21 protein-coding genes are annotated in these 16632 nt (G+C 66.9%); 9 read left to right on the top strand and 12 right to left on the bottom strand.

Translation table 11 applies throughout. From position 1 onward, the window contains the following. Positions 1-22: 22 nt before the first annotated feature. On the top strand, positions 23-961 hold the full coding sequence (locus ACN469_RS14255; RefSeq protein ID WP_498768120.1) for a 2-hydroxyacid dehydrogenase: 939 nt from the start codon (positions 23-25) through the stop codon (positions 959-961). 403 nt (positions 962-1364) lie between these two features. On the opposite strand, the gene ACN469_RS14250 is transcribed toward ACN469_RS14255, so the two are convergent. The 4 genes from ACN469_RS14250 to ACN469_RS14235 are packed head-to-tail and all read right to left on the bottom strand — an operon-like array spanning position 1365 to position 3006. After that, the gene (locus tag ACN469_RS14250; RefSeq protein ID WP_498768118.1) at positions 1365-1628 is read right to left on the bottom strand and encodes a hypothetical protein; all 264 of its coding nucleotides are present in this window, start codon (positions 1626-1628) and stop codon (positions 1365-1367) included. Further along, a complete protein-coding gene (locus tag ACN469_RS14245; RefSeq protein ID WP_498768116.1) occupies positions 1625-2077 on the bottom strand; it encodes a hypothetical protein in 453 nt (150 codons plus the stop codon). Before ACN469_RS14245 ends, ACN469_RS14250 begins: the two co-directional genes overlap by 4 nt. A gap of 12 nt (positions 2078-2089) precedes the next feature. Further along, positions 2090-2623, bottom strand: coding sequence for a M15 family metallopeptidase (locus ACN469_RS14240; RefSeq protein WP_498768114.1), 534 nt, complete (start codon positions 2621-2623; stop codon positions 2090-2092). Then, positions 2620-3006, bottom strand: coding sequence for a hypothetical protein (locus tag ACN469_RS14235; RefSeq protein WP_498768112.1), 387 nt, complete (start codon positions 3004-3006; stop codon positions 2620-2622). The genes ACN469_RS14240 and ACN469_RS14235 overlap by 4 nt, the downstream gene beginning before the upstream one ends. 182 nt (positions 3007-3188) lie before the next feature. On the opposite strand from ACN469_RS14235, the gene ACN469_RS14230 reads away from it, so the two are divergent. After that, a complete protein-coding gene (locus ACN469_RS14230; RefSeq protein WP_498768110.1) occupies positions 3189-4712 on the top strand; it encodes a DUF8189 domain-containing protein in 1524 nt (507 codons plus the stop codon). Between the two features lie 129 nt (positions 4713-4841). Here the strand turns inward: ACN469_RS14230 and ACN469_RS14225 are convergent, their stop codons facing one another. Beyond that, on the bottom strand, positions 4842-5078 hold the full coding sequence (locus ACN469_RS14225) for a Hint domain-containing protein (RefSeq protein WP_498768108.1): 237 nt from the start codon (positions 5076-5078) through the stop codon (positions 4842-4844). A gap of 25 nt (positions 5079-5103) precedes the next feature. Here ACN469_RS14225 and ACN469_RS14220 point away from each other — a divergent pair, with 25 nt between their 5' ends. Continuing rightward, positions 5104-5325 carry an NAD(P)H-binding protein gene (locus tag ACN469_RS14220; protein ID WP_498768106.1) on the top strand — a complete coding sequence of 74 codons (222 nt, stop codon included), beginning with the start codon at positions 5104-5106 and terminating at the stop codon, positions 5323-5325. Positions 5326-5394: 69 nt separating this feature from the next. Here ACN469_RS14220 and ACN469_RS14215 read toward each other — a convergent pair whose 3' ends face one another. The 3 genes from ACN469_RS14215 to gspG all read right to left on the bottom strand — a co-directional run bounded on the left by ACN469_RS14215 (position 5395) and on the right by gspG (position 6804). Next, positions 5395-5724, bottom strand: coding sequence for a hypothetical protein (locus ACN469_RS14215; protein ID WP_498768104.1), 330 nt, complete (start codon positions 5722-5724; stop codon positions 5395-5397). Between the two features lie 290 nt (positions 5725-6014). After that, the gene (locus tag ACN469_RS14210; protein WP_498768102.1) at positions 6015-6296 is read right to left on the bottom strand and encodes a hypothetical protein; all 282 of its coding nucleotides are present in this window, start codon (positions 6294-6296) and stop codon (positions 6015-6017) included. Between the two features lie 88 nt (positions 6297-6384). After that, positions 6385-6804, bottom strand: coding sequence for a type II secretion system major pseudopilin GspG (gspG, locus tag ACN469_RS14205; protein WP_498768100.1), 420 nt, complete (start codon positions 6802-6804; stop codon positions 6385-6387). A gap of 155 nt (positions 6805-6959) precedes the next feature. Here gspG and ACN469_RS14200 point away from each other — a divergent pair, with 155 nt between their 5' ends. Next, entirely contained in the window at positions 6960-7166 is a 207-nt protein-coding gene (locus ACN469_RS14200) for a LysR substrate-binding domain-containing protein (RefSeq protein WP_498768098.1), read from the top strand. On the opposite strand, the gene ACN469_RS14195 is transcribed toward ACN469_RS14200, so the two are convergent. Continuing rightward, positions 7154-7597: an RCC1 domain-containing protein gene (locus ACN469_RS14195; protein WP_498768096.1), complete on the bottom strand. Its 444-nt coding sequence runs from the start codon at positions 7595-7597 to the stop codon at positions 7154-7156. The two genes, ACN469_RS14200 and ACN469_RS14195, sit on opposite strands and share 13 nt — an antisense overlap. A gap of 189 nt (positions 7598-7786) precedes the next feature. Here ACN469_RS14195 and ACN469_RS14190 point away from each other — a divergent pair, with 189 nt between their 5' ends. From ACN469_RS14190 to ACN469_RS14170, 5 genes are all read left to right on the top strand, one after another. Beyond that, complete coding sequence (locus tag ACN469_RS14190) at positions 7787-8098, top strand: hypothetical protein (protein ID WP_498768094.1); 312 nt, start codon at positions 7787-7789, stop codon at positions 8096-8098. Positions 8099-8404: 306 nt separating this feature from the next. Continuing rightward, complete coding sequence (gene hflK / locus ACN469_RS14185) at positions 8405-9472, top strand: FtsH protease activity modulator HflK (RefSeq protein WP_498768092.1); 1068 nt, start codon at positions 8405-8407, stop codon at positions 9470-9472. After that, entirely contained in the window at positions 9469-10410 is a 942-nt protein-coding gene (gene hflC / locus ACN469_RS14180) for a protease modulator HflC (protein WP_498768090.1), read from the top strand. The genes hflK and hflC overlap by 4 nt, the downstream gene beginning before the upstream one ends. Positions 10411-10471: 61 nt before the next feature. Beyond that, on the top strand, positions 10472-10969 hold the full coding sequence (locus tag ACN469_RS14175; RefSeq protein ID WP_498768088.1) for a hypothetical protein: 498 nt from the start codon (positions 10472-10474) through the stop codon (positions 10967-10969). Positions 10970-11019: 50 nt separating this feature from the next. Continuing rightward, positions 11020-11571: a glutathione peroxidase gene (locus ACN469_RS14170; RefSeq protein ID WP_498768086.1), complete on the top strand. Its 552-nt coding sequence runs from the start codon at positions 11020-11022 to the stop codon at positions 11569-11571. A gap of 61 nt (positions 11572-11632) precedes the next feature. Here ACN469_RS14170 and ACN469_RS14165 read toward each other — a convergent pair whose 3' ends face one another. From ACN469_RS14165 to ACN469_RS14155, 3 genes are all read right to left on the bottom strand, one after another. Then, positions 11633-12091, bottom strand: a complete 459-nt coding sequence (locus ACN469_RS14165) for a DUF2267 domain-containing protein (RefSeq protein ID WP_498768084.1) — start codon at positions 12089-12091, stop codon at positions 11633-11635. A 198-nt stretch (positions 12092-12289) separates the two neighbouring features. Beyond that, positions 12290-15424 (bottom strand): efflux RND transporter permease subunit, encoded by a 3135-nt coding sequence (locus ACN469_RS14160; RefSeq protein ID WP_498768082.1) that lies wholly within the window; start codon positions 15422-15424, stop codon positions 12290-12292. Next, a complete protein-coding gene (locus ACN469_RS14155; protein WP_498768080.1) occupies positions 15421-16632 on the bottom strand; it encodes an efflux RND transporter periplasmic adaptor subunit in 1212 nt (403 codons plus the stop codon). Before ACN469_RS14155 ends, ACN469_RS14160 begins: the two co-directional genes overlap by 4 nt.

The raw sequence follows: 16632 nt of genomic DNA, 5'->3' as shown, positions 1-16632 counted from the left end.
CTCTCTCGCGAAAGTGCCACCCATGGCGCCTCACCTGTTGATCGTCACGCGACTGCCGAAGCAGCTCGACGAGCGGCTCCAGCGGCATTTCGAGTGTCACCACCTGCTGGACGGCATGTCGGAACAAGCCCTGCGCCACATCGCGCCGAGTATCCGCGCCATCGCCGCCAGTGGTTCGAGCCAGTTGTCACGCGCGTTCCTCGCCCGCTTCCCCGCCCTGGAGCTCATCTCGGTCTTCGGCGTCGGCCATGACAACATCGACGTCTCCGCGGCACGCGAGCGCGGCATCCACGTCACCAACACGCCCGAGGTACTCACCGCCGACGTCGCGGACCTGGCGATGACGCTCCTGTTCGCGGTCGCGCGCAACGTGGTCCGCGCGGACCACTTCGCGCGAAGCGGCGAATGGAAGAAGGGACCCTTCCCGTTCACGACGAAGGTCAGCGGCGCGCGCCTCGGCATCGTCGGCCTGGGGCGCATCGGCATGGCGATCGCCCGCCGCGCAGAGGGCTTCGACATGGCGATTTCGTATCACAATCGCTCACCCCGAGACGGCGTGCCCTATCGCCATGTCGCCGACCTCGAGACGCTCGCGGCGGAGGTCGACTTCCTGGTGCTGTCACTTCCGGGTGGCGAGCACACCCGGGGGTTGGTGGGGACGGCGGTGCTGGAAGCGCTCGGCCCCAAGGGCATCCTGATCAACATCGCGCGCGGAACCATCGTCGATGAAGCCGCGCTCATCCGCGCGCTCCAGCAGGGGAAGATTGCCGGAGCCGGCCTCGATGTCTTCGAGAACGAGCCCGACATCCCGCCGGCCCTGACGGCTTGTGAGAACGTCGTCCTGACGCCTCACATGGCCAGCGCCACCCTGGCCACGCGCACCGCCATGGCGGACCTGGTCTTCGACAACCTGCGAGCCCACTTCGCCGGCAAGCCCGTGCTGACTCCCGTGTCACGCTGAGCCTCCCCCAGGAGAGCCCGCGCGCCCATGTCGCGGGGCGAGCGCGGAGTTCGGCACTCCGGACAGCAGCCGGTGAAGTGCATCACGCCCGTGCCCCTCCGCCGTCGAAGGTCCCGACTCCCCGCGAGTCGGTGGCCATGCACACCTTTCTGGCGGAAGCCTTCACGCCGTCGTCTCGTGCGCGCCCGGTGCGACCGGCAATCCTCTCCTGAGCGCGCACGGGGAGCATCCGCCATGGAACCCACGGGCAAAGCCATCGTCCTGTTGCCCGGTCAGGTCATCGTCTCGCTGAACTTCGATGACGGCCTGGCCACCCGGACCACGGGGGCCGCCATCCCGGAGGCGCGTGGAATGCGTGGCACCTTCTACGTCCACAGCACCCGGCTGGGACTGTACGGCCGCCTCACGCTCGCCCAGGTGCAAGCCCTCCGGGACGCCGGGCATGATCCCCGGTCTGTTGCCGCAGCGCTTCGTTCTCCGCGCGTAGCCGCTCAATCTCGGCGGCGGTAAGGACACAGCGACTCTCGGAGAGCCAGCAGCCGCCTTCGACCTCGACGGCTGCCGCCCCACCCTCCGGAAAAAGCTGAGAGCGCTCGACGCCGATGACCTCCGAGCCCGACGCAGGAACCGCGACGAGCACCACCAGCACGAGCGCGCCGAGCTTCACTTGTCGCCCCTCCTGTCGAGTTGCTCGAGGACGGCAATCGCCGCGGCCTTGCCCGCGACCTGGCCTGCGGCAATCTCCCCCGCCTGCTCGGCGCTCTCAATCGCGGGAGTGCCGAAGAGCAGCCGCTTGACGAGCGTGAAGCCGCCAGCGGCCGTCAAGGCCACCTTCACGGCGGTCAGCATCAGGGACAGCGAGAACGGAGCCCCAGCCGCGAGCGCGTTCGCCACAGCCCCCGCCAGCGAGACACCCAACACCAACACCGCGCCGCCCCGGTCCGTGTTGAAGAAGGGAATGAACGTGCCACCGAACTTCCGCAGCAGGAAGACCAGCAGCACCACCACCAGGGAAGCGACGAGCGCGTAGTTCTGGCTCGTCACCGCGTCGAAAAGGAGCTGCGCGAACGCGTCGAACTGCTCGGGACTCGGCCCGATTACACCCACGTCAATCATGTTGCCTCCGAGTTAGAAGCCCAGCCGTTCCAGTTCGGCCGCGAGCTTCGGGTTTGCGGCACGCCACTGCGGCGACTTGCGCTCTTCGTCGAGTCGAGCCGACACAGCCGCGACCGAACTGCTCTCCACCAGCGTGCGAAGCGGTGTGAACTGAAGCGCGCTCACGTAGCCCGGCCACTGCACATGCGGCGCGTCGCCGAACCTGCCGCCCCAGACGAGTCCCGCCTTCGTCACTTCCTCGCCCAGCATGCGGTAGGCCGGCAAGCGCCAGTCGGGTTGAACTCCGGGCTTTGCGTCCCCGTCACAGACGAAGTCGAAGGCGAGCCCGTAGTTGTGAGCGGACAGCCCAGACGCAGACGCCTTGCCGCCCTTGCCCGCGAGGAAGAGGCGCCGCAACTCGGCCTGCTCTTCAAGGATTCGGAAGCCGTAGGTCGCGACGTAGCTCACGCCCCGGTCCTCGCAACGCGCGACAACCTGAAGGGCAACCGACACGAGCGGCATGTAGACGCGGTCAAGGTCGACTCGCTTGAAGCTGGCCCGCGTCATCGAGACTCCCCCGCACCGGCCTGGGTCATGCGGAGCAACTCCAGTTCGACGGTCTGCCGGACCTGTGCGGGCAGGCCAACAGTGAACTCGTCGCGCCACCGCCGCAGGGCACCCAGTTCTACCGCAAGGGCATTGATGCGCTCGTCCTGACGGGCGACCTTCTCGACGAGAGACCGGATCTCCCCAACGAGAGACTTCGCAGCCCAGGTGAGGACACCGACCCCCGCTGTGCCGAGCAGGGAACCAACGACAAGCTGTAGGGACTGGGTCTCTTCGGCAGTCACGACGTCACCAGGGGCTTGGGGTTGCCTCTGGTAAATGCGTGCGGATTCTGGAAGTGGCTCATGCGGGCAAGCCTGTTCGCCCACTTTGCCATTCTGCATCCCCTCTACTCTTCAGCCCCCAGCGCTCCCGTGCGCAACGACAACACAGGAAACATCCACTTCAACCAGAACAGCGCCGGCACTCACTATTCACTAACAGTGCACCAGTCAAACATGCAAAGAGCCGTTCCAATTCCTTGCCAAGACGAAAGGACCATTCCTGGCCCGTCTGGCAAAGAAGAATGGAGATGGATGCCATGCTGATTGGAATCGCATCCCGCCAGGGGGCGGTGTTGCTCGCTACATTGGGGTTGGGAACTTTGCTCGGCTGTGGCAGCGACACGGAAGCACCTGAGTCCGCAGAGCCCGGCACGTCGCCCGCAGGGGACATGCGCAATAGCGAGGCGGACCTCTACGTGGCCTCTGCGCAGTTGTGGCGGCCGATGAGCGTGTCCGTCTGCTGGGAGAACCCTGGAGCGGGGGACGCCACGCAGCGGCAGTGGGTGCGCGACGCGGTCGCACGTACCTGGGAAGCCCGCTCCGGAATCCGACTCAACGGCTGGGGCACTTGCGCGGCAGGGGCCATGGGCATCCGCATCAACATCAGCGACGTCGGCCCCCATGTGAAGGGGCTGGGAAACACGCTCAACGGTGTCGCTGCGGGTGTGGTGCTGAACTTCACTTTCAACAACTGGAGCCCGGCCTGCCAGAACTCGCGCCAATACTGCATCGAAAACAGTGCCGTGCATGAGTTCGGCCACGCCCTGGGCTACGCCCACGAGCAGAACCGTCCGGACACGCCGGGCAGTTGTCGGGAACCCGCGCAGGGCGACAATGGGGACCAGACCATCGGCGCGTGGGACCTGAGTTCGGTGATGAACTATTGCAATCCTCAGTGGGTGGGGAATGCGTCCCTCAGCGTCACGGACCAGCAGGGAGTACAACAGACGTATGGTGTTCCCTGGGGGTCGGTGGGAGGTAATCTCACCTCCGGGCCCACGGTGGCCGCGCGTGGCGCGACCCGGTTGGACGTATTCGCCCGCGGCGCGAACGACGAGCTGTATCACTCCTTTTGGGACGGGACCTATTGGTACACGTGGGGCTCGCTCGGCGGATGGGTCACGGCAGATCCGGCGGCGGTCAGCCGAGACGGCACGACCCTCGACGTGTTTGTACGGGGCTGGGACTCCGCTATTTATCAGAAGTCCGGGAATGGAACCGCGTGGAGTGGCTGGTTGTCGATGGGCGGCGACTTTGCGTCGGGGCCTGCTGTGGCATCCTGGGGTCCGAACCGGATGGACGTGTTCGTCCGTGGCAGGGACAACCAGTTGTACCAAGCATACTGGACTGGGACTACGTGGAACTCATGGTTTTCGCTCGGCGGCAATATCGTGTCGGCCCCGGCGGCGGTGAGTTGGGGTGCCAACCGCATCGACGTGTTCGCCCGAGGTGCTGACAACTCCATTGTGCAGAAGTATTGGAATGGAACCGACTGGGTGGGCTGGTTGTCGCTAGGCGGCAACTTCATTTCGGCTCCCGCAGTGGCTTCGAGGGGCGCGAATCTACTGGACGTGTTCGCCCGAAGCGCGGACAACAGCCTGTGGATCAACACCTGGAATGGCGCAAGTTGGAGCGGATGGAAGTGGCTCGGCGGTGAGCTGGCGTCCGCGCCAACCGCAGTGAGCAAGGCATCTGGACATCTAGATGTCTTCTACACCGCCCCTGATGGAGCGATGCGACAATCCCTGTACAGGAACGGCTGGTAAACGGTTGAGGTGAACCCGAAGGTCCGTGGTCCCCACATACGAAGCACGCAAAGGACACATGGCGCCACTCGGGCTCGTGGAAGCCCAGCAATCGCGAGAGTGCTGGGCTTCTTCAGTCAGTGAAAGTGCTCACTCGCGGGGCTTGAGGTTGTGCGCGAGGAGCCCCTTTACGACGTAGGTCTTCGCGAAGCGCACGGTACTCTGCATCACGTCGCCGGCCGCCGTGGGTTCGACGCTCGCCATACGGCCCGGCGCAAAGCCGTCGCTCATCTCTCCTGGGTTCAGTGCATCAGTGCGGGTCCAACCCCGTTCCACCGTCCGCCATCGATGGTCGGGCGTCACCACGAGCACCCGGCCGTCCTCCATGTGCCCGTAACTACAAGGCTATACTGTGGAGGCGGAGGTCATCGAAGCCTCGGACCTGGACTACACGATTCTCAGGCCCGCCTGGTTCACCCAGGACGATGAGATTGACTACGAGGTGACCCAGAAGGGCCAGCCATTCAAGGGGGGCACGGTCTCCCGCAAGAGCGTCGCGGCCCTGGTCGTCAAACTGGCGGAGTCACCCGGGCTGGAAGTCCGGCGCAGCCTGGGGGTGAATAAACCCCAATAGGTTGCTTGCTCCACGCCGGGACCTCCCGGCCGCGGCCGAGAGATCCCTTGGGGTGCCCGCGGTGACGGCTCAGCAGGTCTTCTTGATGAGCGCCTGACAGTTCTTGATGGCCTGGGCGATGGTGCAGCCGGTGGCCGTGCAGTGCGGCCGGCCCGTATTGGGGTGCCTGCAGTAGTTGAGCACCACCCAACACGCGAGACTGTCCTCGTCCACGCTCACGTTGGCGGCGCTGACCTCCGGTGCCTCCTCACCCGGCCCGGCCGTCCGCTGCTCGATGACCAGCTCGCTGCCATCCGGGGCGGACACCACCTCCCCGAGTTCCGGCAGGGGCGCCTCTTCGGTGCCACAGCCCACGAGCGGCAACGTCGCCAGGAACATTCCCAGGAGCAACTTCTTCATGGTCATGCCTTTCTTTGAACGTGAGGACGCCCGAGGGGCGCCACCAGATACCTTGTCGGCATCCGGTCTTACTGGACTAAGCTGGAACTCAATTAAACACAAACACACCCGACCTGGGTGGCGGGCATTCAACACCCACGGTGCATCGCGACCCTTCCCCCTGTCCATGACAAGACATGAGGCGGGATTTGTTTCAGGTGATGAGAATGGACACGGCCCGCACCGGAAGCTCCGATGCGGGCCGCGATGTCACGAGCCTCTTGGGACACAAGACTTCGCGGACGCCACGCTCAGCGGCAAGCGTTCTTGTAGGTGTACGCGGAGTAGCTCGACGTCCCGCCGGAGACCCACGCCGAACTCTGGCCGCAGTAGCAGTGCCACCAGCCTATCTCGTTGATCATCTCCGGCTCACGAAAGAAGATGAGTTCGTACGACTGACGCTGACAGGCGGGCAGCGCGTCTTCACGGGACTCGAGGGCGGCGGAATCCGCCCCCTCCTCCGGGATGGCCCCACCGCACCCGGACAGCAGTCCCATCAGCAGCACGCCTCCCAGCAGATGCTTCGCTTGCATGCGTTCCTCCTGGAATGAGCTTCCTGACTGTATTGCCATTCCAGGTTAGCAGGCCTCGGGGCGACGGGTGCAAATCGGACGGGCCGCCTCAGCCCTTCTGGGATTGCGCGGGCGAGGAGGAGATGTCCGCGTTCTCTCCCTCACCCCCCGCGCTGCCGTCCGCTCCGTAGGAGATGATGACGGGCCGGCCTCCCTCGTTGAGGTACACGTAGTCGTTGTGCCACGGGTCCTTGGGGAGCTGCTCCAGCGTCCGACTCTCCACCAACGCGCCAAGCCCTGACTGTGTGTCTGGGAAGCGCCCTGTCTTCGAGTAGTGGAGCTTGAGCGCGGTTTCGATGGTCTTGATATCCAACGAGGCCCGGTCCTCCCTCGCCTCGCCCAACGTCGGAATGACAGCCACCCCGACGGCCGCGGCGATGAGGCCGAGGATGGTGATGACCACCATGATTTCAATGAGCGTCATGCCGCGATTGCGACGGCGCCGCTGCCTGGACTTGTTCTGGTTCATGACTGTTCTTCACCTCATGTGACGTAATGGCAGGCCCCCACCTCGCCTCGCGTGTCGCCCTGTCCTTCGGCACCCTGGCTTCGCGCATGGCGCTGCCCTGACGGGCCCTCCTCCGACCACCGGCGGCGGGCCCGGGGGCCTCCAATGCAGGCCACATGCCGCTGACGGAGGCCATCCTCGAGATGTCGCGCGCGGGACTCGGCATCGCCATCCTGGCCGAGTGGCTCAGCGCGCCCCACCTGCTCAGGGGAGACCGGGTCTCCAGACGCCTGGGCTCCGGGCCACCCCAGCGCACGTGGAGCATCGCCTACCGACGGCAGTTGGAAGACCCGGCGGTGCGGTACACGCCTCACAAGACCTGAATCGGTGAGAGCCTGACGAGGGGGAGGCCAGTCCCCAGCTGGCCGTAGGTGTTGTCGCCAAAGCCCTTCATCACCCCGTCCGCCGTCACGGCGAGGGAGTGCTGGGCACCCGCCAGGATGGCCACCACGCCAGTCAACCCGGGCACCTGGATGCGTATCGAAACGCTGGTGTTGGTGCCGATACCCAGCTGGCCATTGCTGTTGGCGCCCCAAGAGGAGACGAGGCCATCCGCCGTCAAAGCCAGCGAGTGCCTCGGTCCGGTTTTCACAACCCTGACATTCGAGAGGGCCTGCACCCGCGCAGGCACCAGTACCTGGGAGGTGCCGCCCACGCCGAGTTGACCGTCGGCGTTGTTGCCCCAGGCCCAGAGGTTTCCGGGGTCCGCCTTCAGCGCTATCGAATGGAACTCCAGGCAACTGGAGGCGCTCAACAATACGCTCAACAAACAGATGGCCTTTAACGCTACGTCTGTGTACCGGCGAAGTGGCTGCATGGTCCCCCCAATGCAATGACTTCCACCCCCAGCACCGCAGGATTCTCGCAAGAAAAGCAAGCCCCCGACTATCGACAATGCGAGCCGGCCCCGGTTAGACCTGAGGGACAGAAGGAGTACGGATCCATGAGCACCACGCCGACCCAATCCGGAGTCCTCGTCGAGGCCACCCCATCCCACGAGTCACACGACTACGGCTCAGGAGCATCGCCGTCGGATCGGGTGGCACGATTCAAGAGGTCTCTCTCGAACTTCGTCGCAGCGCTCGACAAGACCCGCACCGCAATCCAGACAGCGTCGCGCGAGGAGGAGAAGACCATCACCGTGAGCTTCAAGCGCATCACCGACGCGGTCCCTCGCCCGCGGGACGACGCCTCGCGAGCGACGGAGCGCGACTCGACGACGCCCCGCACGCTCGAGCGGCTGGACGTCAGGTAGGCCCGCGGGCGTTCACGTCACCAATCGTCCCGGCGCGGTCTGGGCTCGGACGAGCGCAGCGGTCACTCCTTCACGGATGAGCCGACCCCTCGGGTAAACACAAAGGAGTTCCAGAACAACTCCGCCACCTGCGCCGCGTGGTGAAGGGCACGGCCCGGCCGCCGCGATGGGGCTTGACGCCGGGCGTCACCCTCACGGCGCGCTCGGCAAGCGAGGGGTCACCCCAGCACCAGGCGTTCAGGCTCGTTTCACACGCCGCCCGGGTTCCGCTTGCATCCAGATGTTATGTAGTCCAAAGACTGAAGGATGGCATGGGATCCTCGAGTATTGAACCCCGACCCCGATGGTCGGGACCCCGCGGACATTCTGCGTGAGCTGCGGCGACAACTGAATCGCGGCCTCGGGCGCCGGCTCTTGCTGGGCGCCGTGGGGCTGCTCGGAATCGTGGGGCTGTTCACCAGCTACGCGCAGGTGGAGCCCGACGAGGTCGGCGTCATCCTCCGGCTCGGTCGCTTCGTGGGCACGGTGGAACCGGGCCCGCACTTCCGGCTGCCGTTCTGGATAGACCGCATCGTCAAGGTGCCCGTGCAGCGCCAGCTCAAGGCGGAGTTCGGCTTCCGCACCGAGTCGGTCAGCACACGCAACACGTCCTACTCCGCCAACTCTTCGGATCTGAAGCGCGAGTCCCTGATGCTCACCGGTGACCTCAACGTCGCCGTCGTGGAGTGGATCGTCCAGTACAAGATCAAGGACCCGTACAAGTACCTCTTCAAGGTGAAGAACGTGGAGGGGATGCTCCGCGACATCTCCGAGGCGTCGATGCGCGCCGTCGTCGGCGACCACTCCGTCAACGAGGTCCTCACCACCGGCCGCCAGACGGTGGCCACCCAGTCCAAGCTGCTGCTCCAGGACCTGGCGGACCGCTACGAGACGGGCGTGGACATCCAGCAGGTCGTCCTCCAGGACGTGAACCCGCCCGACCCCGTCAAGCCGTCCTTCAACGAGGTCAACCAGGCCATCCAGGAGAAGGAGCGCGCCATCAACGAGGCGTACGCCGAGCGCAACCGCGCCATCCCTCGCGCCAAGGGCGAGGCCGAGGAGGCCCTGCGCTCCGCGGAGGGTTATGCGATTGAACGCGTCAACCGCGCCAGGGGCGAGGCCGAGCGCTTCACCCGCGTCTACGACGAGTACCGCAAGGCGCCGGAGGTCACCCGCCGCCGGATGTATCTGGAGACCGTCAGCCAGGTGCTCACGGGCGCCGGGCAGAAGGTCGTCATGGATGAGAACCTCAAGGGCTTCACGCCCCTCCTTCGGATGGACGGCGCCGACGCCGCCTCCGCGGGTGCAGCGCAGGCGCAGGAGGCCCAGCGATGAGCCGCGTCACACTGATTCTCCTCGCGGTCGCCGTCATCGCCGTGGTGCTGGGCTTCTCCAGCACGTACACGTTGAGCGAGCACGAGCAGGCCGTCATCACCCGCTTCGGTCAGCCCCGGGGCCAGTCCATCACCGACCCCGGACTCCACTTCAAGCAGCCCTTCGTCGACACGGTGAACCGCTTCGACAAGCGCTGGCTCGACTGGCGCGGAGACCCGAACCAGATCCCCACCAAGGACAAGAAGTACATCTGGGTGGACACCTTCGGCCGCTGGCGCATCGTGGACCCGCTGCGCTTCTTCCAGCGCCTGCGCGACGAGCGCAACGCCCAGTCCCGACTCGATGACATCATCGACGGCGAGACGCGCAACACCATCGCCTCGTTCGCGCTGATTGAAGCGGTGCGCTCCACCAACCGGCCGTTCGAGGACGACGAGTACACCACCGAGGCCGAGCGCGGCGAGTCGCTGGAGCAGGTCGCCCAGGGGCGCGACAAGCTCACCCGGCAGATTCGCGACCGCGCGGCGGAGATCGTCAAGGAGTTCGGCGTGGAGCTGGTGGACGTGCAGATCCGCCGCATCAACTACGTCGACGAGGTCCAGGTGAAGGTCTTCGAGCGCATGATCTCCGAGCGGCGCCGCACCGCCGAGCGCTCGCGCTCCGAGGGCATGGGCCGCGCGGCCGAGGTCCGCGGACAGCGGGAGCGCGACCTGAAGGAGATCCGCTCCGAGGCCTACCGCAAGGCCCAGGAGATCACCGGCACCGCCGACGCCGAGGCGACGAAGATCTACGCGGAGGCCTTCGGGAGGGACCCGGAGTTCTACCAGTTCATGCGCACCCTGGAGGCCTACCCCCAGGTGGTGGACCGCTCCACGTCCCTCTTCCTGGGCAGCGACTCCGAGTTCTATCGCTACCTGCGCAGCAGCGCGAAGAAGTAGGGACGCGGGCGCTGGCCCGGGTTCCCATCAGGCCCTCTCGACCGAATGGTAGGATGAACGCATGGAGACGCTGACTGATTGGCTCCTGGTTCTTCTACCATTCGGTGGATTGGTCTCGCTCTGGCTCTTCTCGACCGCACGTGAGAAGCAACTCGCCGAAAAGCTCTACCGCGCCATCGACGAGGGACTCCTGAGCGAAGTGAAGGCCATGCTCTCGAAGCATGCCTTCCCGAACCTGCGAACCGTTGTCGTCGCGCGCTCCATCGAAAGAGCCGTTGCATCAAGACAACCCGCGGTTCTCGACTTTCTGCTCAGCACGGACCTGAGACTCCTGACGCCCACTCAGAAGCTGGGTTCATTTCTTCACGAACAGTCGCTGAAAGGTGGCTGGAGGGGCATCGTTCTCTGGCGGTCTCGAGCCGCGCTCCAATTCGAGCCGTGGAGAGACCTGAGCAACAGCGACAAACGCAAGTTGCGAAACAGGGCCTCCCGCGGCGACACGACAGAAACGTCAAAGGCTCATCTTCGTTTCAACTTCGGACGATGGACTGTCCCTTGAAAGGCGGAGATTGACGGGCGCGGGGCCAAAGTAAGAGGCTCTGCGCCCATATGAGCCAGAACCTCTACGACATCCCTCTGAAGTCCATCGACGGCGCCGCCCTGACGCTGGGCCAGTTCAAGAGCAAGGTGCTGCTGGTGGTGAACGTCGCCTCCAAGTGCGGCCTCACCCCGCAGTACGAGGGCCTGGAGAAGCTCTACGAGAGCAAGCACGCCCAGGGGCTGGAGGTGCTCGGCTTTCCCGCGAACAACTTCATGGGCCAGGAGCCGGGCACCGAGGCGGAGATCAAGGACTTCTGCGACCTGACGTACGCGGTGAAGTTCCCGCTGTTCTCGAAGATCTCCGTCGTGGGCGAGAACAAGCACCCGCTCTACCGCGAGCTGACGAGCGCCTTCCCCGACGCCACCGGCGAAGGGCCGATGCGCCAGAAGCTCAAGGGCTACGGCATCGAGGCGAATCCGATTCCGGAGGTGCAGTGGAACTTCGAGAAGTTCCTCATCGGCCGTGATGGCCGCGTCGCCGCCCGCTTCGCCCCGGACGTGACGGCCGAGGACCCGCGTCTGGTCCAGGCCATCGACGCGGCGCTGACCAGGGCAGCCTGAACTCCGTGAGCCGCGCCGGGCTTCCTGGAGACGGGAAGCCCGGTGTCGGCGACTCCCCTGGCTACACCGGTCGGCGGAAGCTGTCCGCGAGGTCCGGGGGGAGCTGCGAGGCCACCGCGGACACCTCGTCCTCGGGGATGCGGTCCCTCACCGCGGTGAACACCACCTTCATCACCCGGTCCGCCTGGTCCACGGGAATCTTCAGGTGGTCCGCCACATCGGAGATGAACTCTTCGCGGTGCATGCGCCGGGCATGTGACGGGCCCCGGAGGATGGTGCACTCCCCGACGATGGCGCCGATGTCGCTGCCCAGCGCGCGCATCAGCTTCACGTCCTCACCGTCGGACAGACGGCGCGCCAGCGTGCAGAGCACCGCGTGCGCCGCGTCCCGCGCCTCCACATTGTTGACGCTGACCTCGCGGCTGTTGCCGATTTCGTCGAGGAACGCCTGGAGGTCCAGCGACTCGTCGCGCTCCTTCACCGGGGTGATGGAGGGAGGAAGCTCGGTCTCGTGCGCCATGGGGTCATCTCCTTGCTCGCCGTGGACTCGCATGCCCATCCACGGACGTGCCTGTCACGGTGGCCATGGTGCACACGCGCTTCAGCGGGAGGACGCGCGGAGGGCAGGTCGCCAGCCCCTGCCCCGCCCGTGTCATGAAGTCCCCAAAACACGACAGGGCCCACGGCAGGCAGGCTCCCCGCCGAGGGCCTTACGTGTTCAGCCGTGCGCCGCTGGACGAGGCTCCTCACCATCCGGTCGCCCATGCGCCGTGGGGCCACCGGCTTCGTCATCCGGGCGCTTGCCCCGCCACGTGGCCAGCCGCGTCTTCATGCGGTCGGCGACCACATAGAAGGCCGGCACCACCACCAGGCTGAGCACCGTGGAGACGGACAGGCCCCCCAGCACGGCGATGGACATAGGGGCGCGAGTCTCGCTGCCCGCGCCCAGCGCCAGCGCCGCCGGCACCGCCGCCATCATCGTCGCCGTGGACGTCATGAGAATCGGCCGCAGGCGCACAGGGCCGGCGCGTTGCATCGACTCCACCGCGTCCAACCCCAGCTCCCGCTGCTGGAGCGCATAGTCCACCAGGATGATGGAGTTCTTCTTCACGATGCCCATCAGCAGCAACAAGCCAATCATGCTGAAGATGTTCAGCGTGCTACCCGTGCCCAACAGCGCGAAGGCCGCGCCCGCCACCGACAGCGGCAGAATCGTGAGCACCGTGACGGGGTGCAGGAACGAGTTGAACTGCGCCCCCAGCACCATGTACGCGACGCCAATCCCCAGGAAGAGCGCGAAGAACAGGCTGCTCATCGAGTCGCGGAACGCCACGCTCGCGCCGCCCGGCACCACGCGCACTCCCCCCGGCAGGTCCTTCGCCAGCCGCTCCACCGTGGCCAGCGCTTCTTCCTGACTGGAGCCCGGCGCCACGTTGGCGAAGATGCTGATGGCGCGCTCGCGGTCTCTCCGGGTGATGGCCTGCAACGCCGGCCGCTCCTCCTGCGTCACCAGCGACGACAGGGGCACCAGCGCGCCGCTCGCCGTGCGGACCTTGAGCATCGCCAGGTCCTCGGGACGCGAGCGCTGCCCGGCCAGCAGGCGCATGCGCACGTCGATGCGCCGGCCTCCGGTGCTGTACTTGCCCACGCGCACGCCACCGACGAGCGCGTTGATGGTCGTCGCCACCGCCTGGATGGGCACCCCCAGGTCCGCCGCGCGGGCCCGGTCCGGGGTGATGCGCAGCTCCGGCATGCCGAGCTGGTAGTCGGTGTCCACGTCCACCACCTTTCCGCTCGCCTGGACCTTCTCGCGCATCTCCTGGCTCGCCTTGACCAGCTGGTCCCAGTCCGAGCCACGCACGCTGAACTCCACCGGGAACCCGCGCTGCGCCGTGAAGCCCGCCTGCGACAGGTCCTGCACCACCGCGCGCAGGCCCGGGTAGCTGTTGAGCTCCTTGCGGAGGATCTGCTGGAACTCCGACTGCGGCATGCGCTCGTCGGGTGGCTTCAGCGTCAACATCATGAAGCCGCCGTTCGCGCTCGTGTTGCCACCGCCTCCGCCCACCACCGCGAAGACGCTGAGCACCTCCGGACGCGAAGAGGCGAAGGCCTCCGCCCGCTGGAAGATCTGATTCGACTCCTCCAGGCTGCTGCCCACCGCCGTCTGCAGGCGGACCATCAACCGGCTCTGGTCCTGCGACGGGACGAACTCGCCCGGCAGCGCGCGGAACGCGAACACGCTGGCGGCGAGAATCACCACCGCCGCGCCCAGCACCCGCCAGGGCCGCTTCAGCGCCCAGCCCAGCACCCGGCCATAGGCGCGCTCCAGCTTGGAGAAGCCCTTGTCCACCCACACGCCCATCTTGCTGCGGCCCTCGCGCGAGGTCTTCAAGAGCTGCGCGCACCGCGCCGGCGCCAGGGTGATGGCCTCCACGTACGACAGCAGCACCGCCACGCAGAGCGTGACGCCGAACTGGAGGAAGAACCGGCCGATGATGCCCTTCATGAAGACGACGGGCAGGAAGATGGCGATGACCGCCATCGTCGCCGCCAGCGCGGCGAAGGTGATCTCCGCGGTGCCCTCGCGCGCGGCGCGCACCCGGTCCTTCCCCTCCTCCGCGTGCCGGAAGATGTTCTCCAGCACCATGATGGCGTCATCCACCACGATGCCTACCGCCAGTGCCAGCCCCAGCAGCGTGAAGGTGTTGAGCGTGAAGCCCAGGAAGTAGATGACGGCCACCGTCCCCAACAGCGACATGGGGATGGCCAGCACCACGTTCATCGTGCTCGACAGCGAGCCCAGGAACACCCAGCACACGAACGCGGTGAGGATGCAGGCCAGGAGCAGCTCGAACTCGATTTCGTGGACGCTCTCCTCGATGAACTGCGTCGAGTCGAAGCGCACCGCCACGTCCATGCCCTCCGGGGCCTCCTTCTGGATGCGCACCAGCTCCGCGCGCACGCCCTGCGCCACGGACACCGCGTTGGCCCCGCGCTGCTTCTTGATGCCCAGGCCCTGCGCGGGCGTGCCGTTCACCCGCGCCATGCGGCGGATGTCCTCGAAGCCGTCCTCCACCAGCGCCACGTCGTGCAGGTAGATCGGCTGACCGCCCTGCTCCCGGATGACGATGTCGCGCAGCGTCTCCAGGTCCAACGCCTCGCCCAGCACGCGCACGTTGACTTCCCGGCCGGCCGTCTCGATGCGCCCCGCTGGCAGCTCCACGTGCTCCCGCTGGAGCGCGGCGGTGATGTCCATCACGGTGAGGCCCAGCGAGTCCAGCTTGCTGGAGTCCACCCAGATGCGGACGTTGCGCTCCAGCGAGCCGCCGATCTGCACCTCGCCCACGCCCGGCACCGTCTGGAGCTTCTCCTTCACGCGGTAGCGCGCGAAGTCACTCACCACCTGCTGCGAGAAGGGCCCGGACACACCCACCTGGATGATGGGCTGGTCCTCCGGGTTCGTCTTGGTGACGATGGGCGGGTCGATGTCCTCGGGGAGCTGGCGCTGCGCCTGGCTCACCTTCGTCTGCACGTCCGCGAGCGCCGTGTCGACGTTGCGCGACAGGTCCAGCTCCACCGTGATGTTGGCGCCGCCCTGCCGGGCGTTGGAGGTGATGCTGGTGACGCCCTCCACCTGCGTCACCGCCTCCTCGATGGGCTCGATGACGTCGCTCTCCACCGCCTCCGGGTTGGCGCCCTCCCACGTCACGCTGATGTTGATGGTGGGGAAGTCGACGTCGGGGAACTGGCTGATGCCGATGCGCTGCGACGCCACGATGCCGAAGACGATGGTCGCCGCCATGATCATCCAGGCGAGGACCGGCTTCTTGATGCAGGCTTCCGTCAGGCTCATCGCCCCGCTCCCTCACCGCCACCGCCGTCTTCGACGCGGGGCTCGGCCGTCAGCGCGGGCTTCTTCTCCTGGGCCACGCGCACCACCGCGCCCTCGCGCAGCGCTTCCCCGCCGCGCACCACCAGCAGCTCTCCCGCCTTGAGGCCCTCGCGGACCTCCACCCGTCCGTCCGCCGTGCGCATGCCCAGCTCCAGGATGCGCTCGCGCGCCTTGTCACCCTCCACCACGAAGGCCATGAAGCCACGCTCGCTGGCGCGCACCGCCGTCTGCGGCACCACCGGGCTGCCGCCGCGCGTCTCCACCGGCACCGCCACGGAGGCGAAGGCGCCGGGTCGCAGCTTGTGAGCGTCCTCGCCGGAGATCTCCGCCGTCACGGGCACCATGCGGCTGGCCTCGTCGGCGGCCTCCGCCACGTGGGTGATCTTCGCCGTGTACGAGCCCCCCTCCGAGCGCACCGAGAACCGCGCGGCCAGGCCCGGCTTGAGCCGCGCCACGTCCGCCTCCGGCACGGTGAAGCGCAAGAGCAGCGGGTCCTTGCGCAGGAGCGTCGCCAGCACGATTCCCGGCTGCACGTACTGCCCCGTCTGCACCGTGCGAGTCTGGAGCACGCCGTCCATGGGCGCGCGCACGTACGCGTCGCGCTGGTTGAGCTGGGCCTGGTCCAACGCCGCGCGCGCCGAGGCGACGTCCGCCTCCGCCGTGCGCGCTCGGGCCTGGAAGGTGTCGAGCTGTTCGGCGGGCAGCAGCCCGGGGCTCGCCTCATTGACGGCGGTGCGACGGTCCGCGCCGGCCTGGGCCTCCGTCAGGGACGCGCGCGCCTTGGCGAACGAGGCCTCGGCCGCGCGCACGGCGATGGCGTAGCGCGCCGGCTCAATCTCCGCGAGCACGTCGCCCTTCTTCACCGTCTGCCCTTCCATGAAGAGCACGCGCTCCACGGCGCCGGGCACTCGCGCGGTGATCTGCACCCGCTCGAAGGCCTCCACGGAGCCCACCGCGTTCACGACGTATTCGACGTCGCGCGTCTCCACGGCGGCGACCTCGACGGGGAACTGGATGGGACCTCGGCCCCCCGCGCCACCGCCGCCGGGACGACCGCCCGCCTTGCCGGTCGCCGGAGCGTCCCCGCCCTTCGCCGCCTCCCCGTCCTTCTTGCATGCCCCCATGGCCAGCATGGCCACGGCCAGCGTCAGCGTTCCTGCGCGTCGCAT

This window comes from Corallococcus terminator (assembly GCF_049194865.1).
GTDB classification, from domain to species: domain Bacteria; phylum Myxococcota; class Myxococcia; order Myxococcales; family Myxococcaceae; genus Myxococcus; species Myxococcus terminator_A.
The sequence above is the reverse complement of the archived record's forward strand: the minus strand, read 5'-3'. Positions and strand labels throughout refer to the sequence as shown.

What these genes read in the sequence shown, in the direction of transcription:
- ACN469_RS14255 (WP_498768120.1), top strand. Translation starts at nt 23, where the DNA reads ATGGCGCCTCACCTGTTGATCGTCACGCGACTGCCGAAGCAGCTCGAC.
- ACN469_RS14245 (WP_498768116.1), bottom strand. Translation starts at nt 2,077, where the DNA reads ATGATTGACGTGGGTGTAATCGGGCCGAGTCCCGAGCAGTTCGACGCG.
- ACN469_RS14240 (WP_498768114.1), bottom strand. Translation starts at nt 2,623, where the DNA reads ATGACGCGGGCCAGCTTCAAGCGAGTCGACCTTGACCGCGTCTACATG.
- ACN469_RS14235 (WP_498768112.1), bottom strand. Translation starts at nt 3,006, where the DNA reads ATGCAGAATGGCAAAGTGGGCGAACAGGCTTGCCCGCATGAGCCACTT.
- ACN469_RS14230 (WP_498768110.1), top strand. Translation starts at nt 3,189, where the DNA reads ATGGAGATGGATGCCATGCTGATTGGAATCGCATCCCGCCAGGGGGCG.
- ACN469_RS14225 (WP_498768108.1), bottom strand. Translation starts at nt 5,078, where the DNA reads ATGGAGGACGGCCGGGTGCTCGTGGTGACGCCCGACCATCGATGGCGG.
- ACN469_RS14215 (WP_498768104.1), bottom strand. Translation starts at nt 5,724, where the DNA reads ATGAAGAAGTTGCTCCTGGGAATGTTCCTGGCGACGTTGCCGCTCGTG.
- ACN469_RS14210 (WP_498768102.1), bottom strand. Translation starts at nt 6,296, where the DNA reads ATGCAAGCGAAGCATCTGCTGGGAGGCGTGCTGCTGATGGGACTGCTG.
- gspG (WP_498768100.1), bottom strand. Translation starts at nt 6,804, where the DNA reads ATGAACCAGAACAAGTCCAGGCAGCGGCGCCGTCGCAATCGCGGCATG.
- ACN469_RS14200 (WP_498768098.1), top strand. Translation starts at nt 6,960, where the DNA reads ATGCCGCTGACGGAGGCCATCCTCGAGATGTCGCGCGCGGGACTCGGC.
- ACN469_RS14190 (WP_498768094.1), top strand. Translation starts at nt 7,787, where the DNA reads ATGAGCACCACGCCGACCCAATCCGGAGTCCTCGTCGAGGCCACCCCA.
- hflK (WP_498768092.1), top strand. Translation starts at nt 8,405, where the DNA reads ATGGCATGGGATCCTCGAGTATTGAACCCCGACCCCGATGGTCGGGAC.
- hflC (WP_498768090.1), top strand. Translation starts at nt 9,469, where the DNA reads ATGAGCCGCGTCACACTGATTCTCCTCGCGGTCGCCGTCATCGCCGTG.
- ACN469_RS14175 (WP_498768088.1), top strand. Translation starts at nt 10,472, where the DNA reads ATGGAGACGCTGACTGATTGGCTCCTGGTTCTTCTACCATTCGGTGGA.
- ACN469_RS14170 (WP_498768086.1), top strand. Translation starts at nt 11,020, where the DNA reads ATGAGCCAGAACCTCTACGACATCCCTCTGAAGTCCATCGACGGCGCC.
- ACN469_RS14165 (WP_498768084.1), bottom strand. Translation starts at nt 12,091, where the DNA reads ATGGCGCACGAGACCGAGCTTCCTCCCTCCATCACCCCGGTGAAGGAG.
- ACN469_RS14160 (WP_498768082.1), bottom strand. Translation starts at nt 15,424, where the DNA reads ATGAGCCTGACGGAAGCCTGCATCAAGAAGCCGGTCCTCGCCTGGATG.
- ACN469_RS14155 (WP_498768080.1), bottom strand. Translation starts at nt 16,632, where the DNA reads ATGCGACGCGCAGGAACGCTGACGCTGGCCGTGGCCATGCTGGCCATG.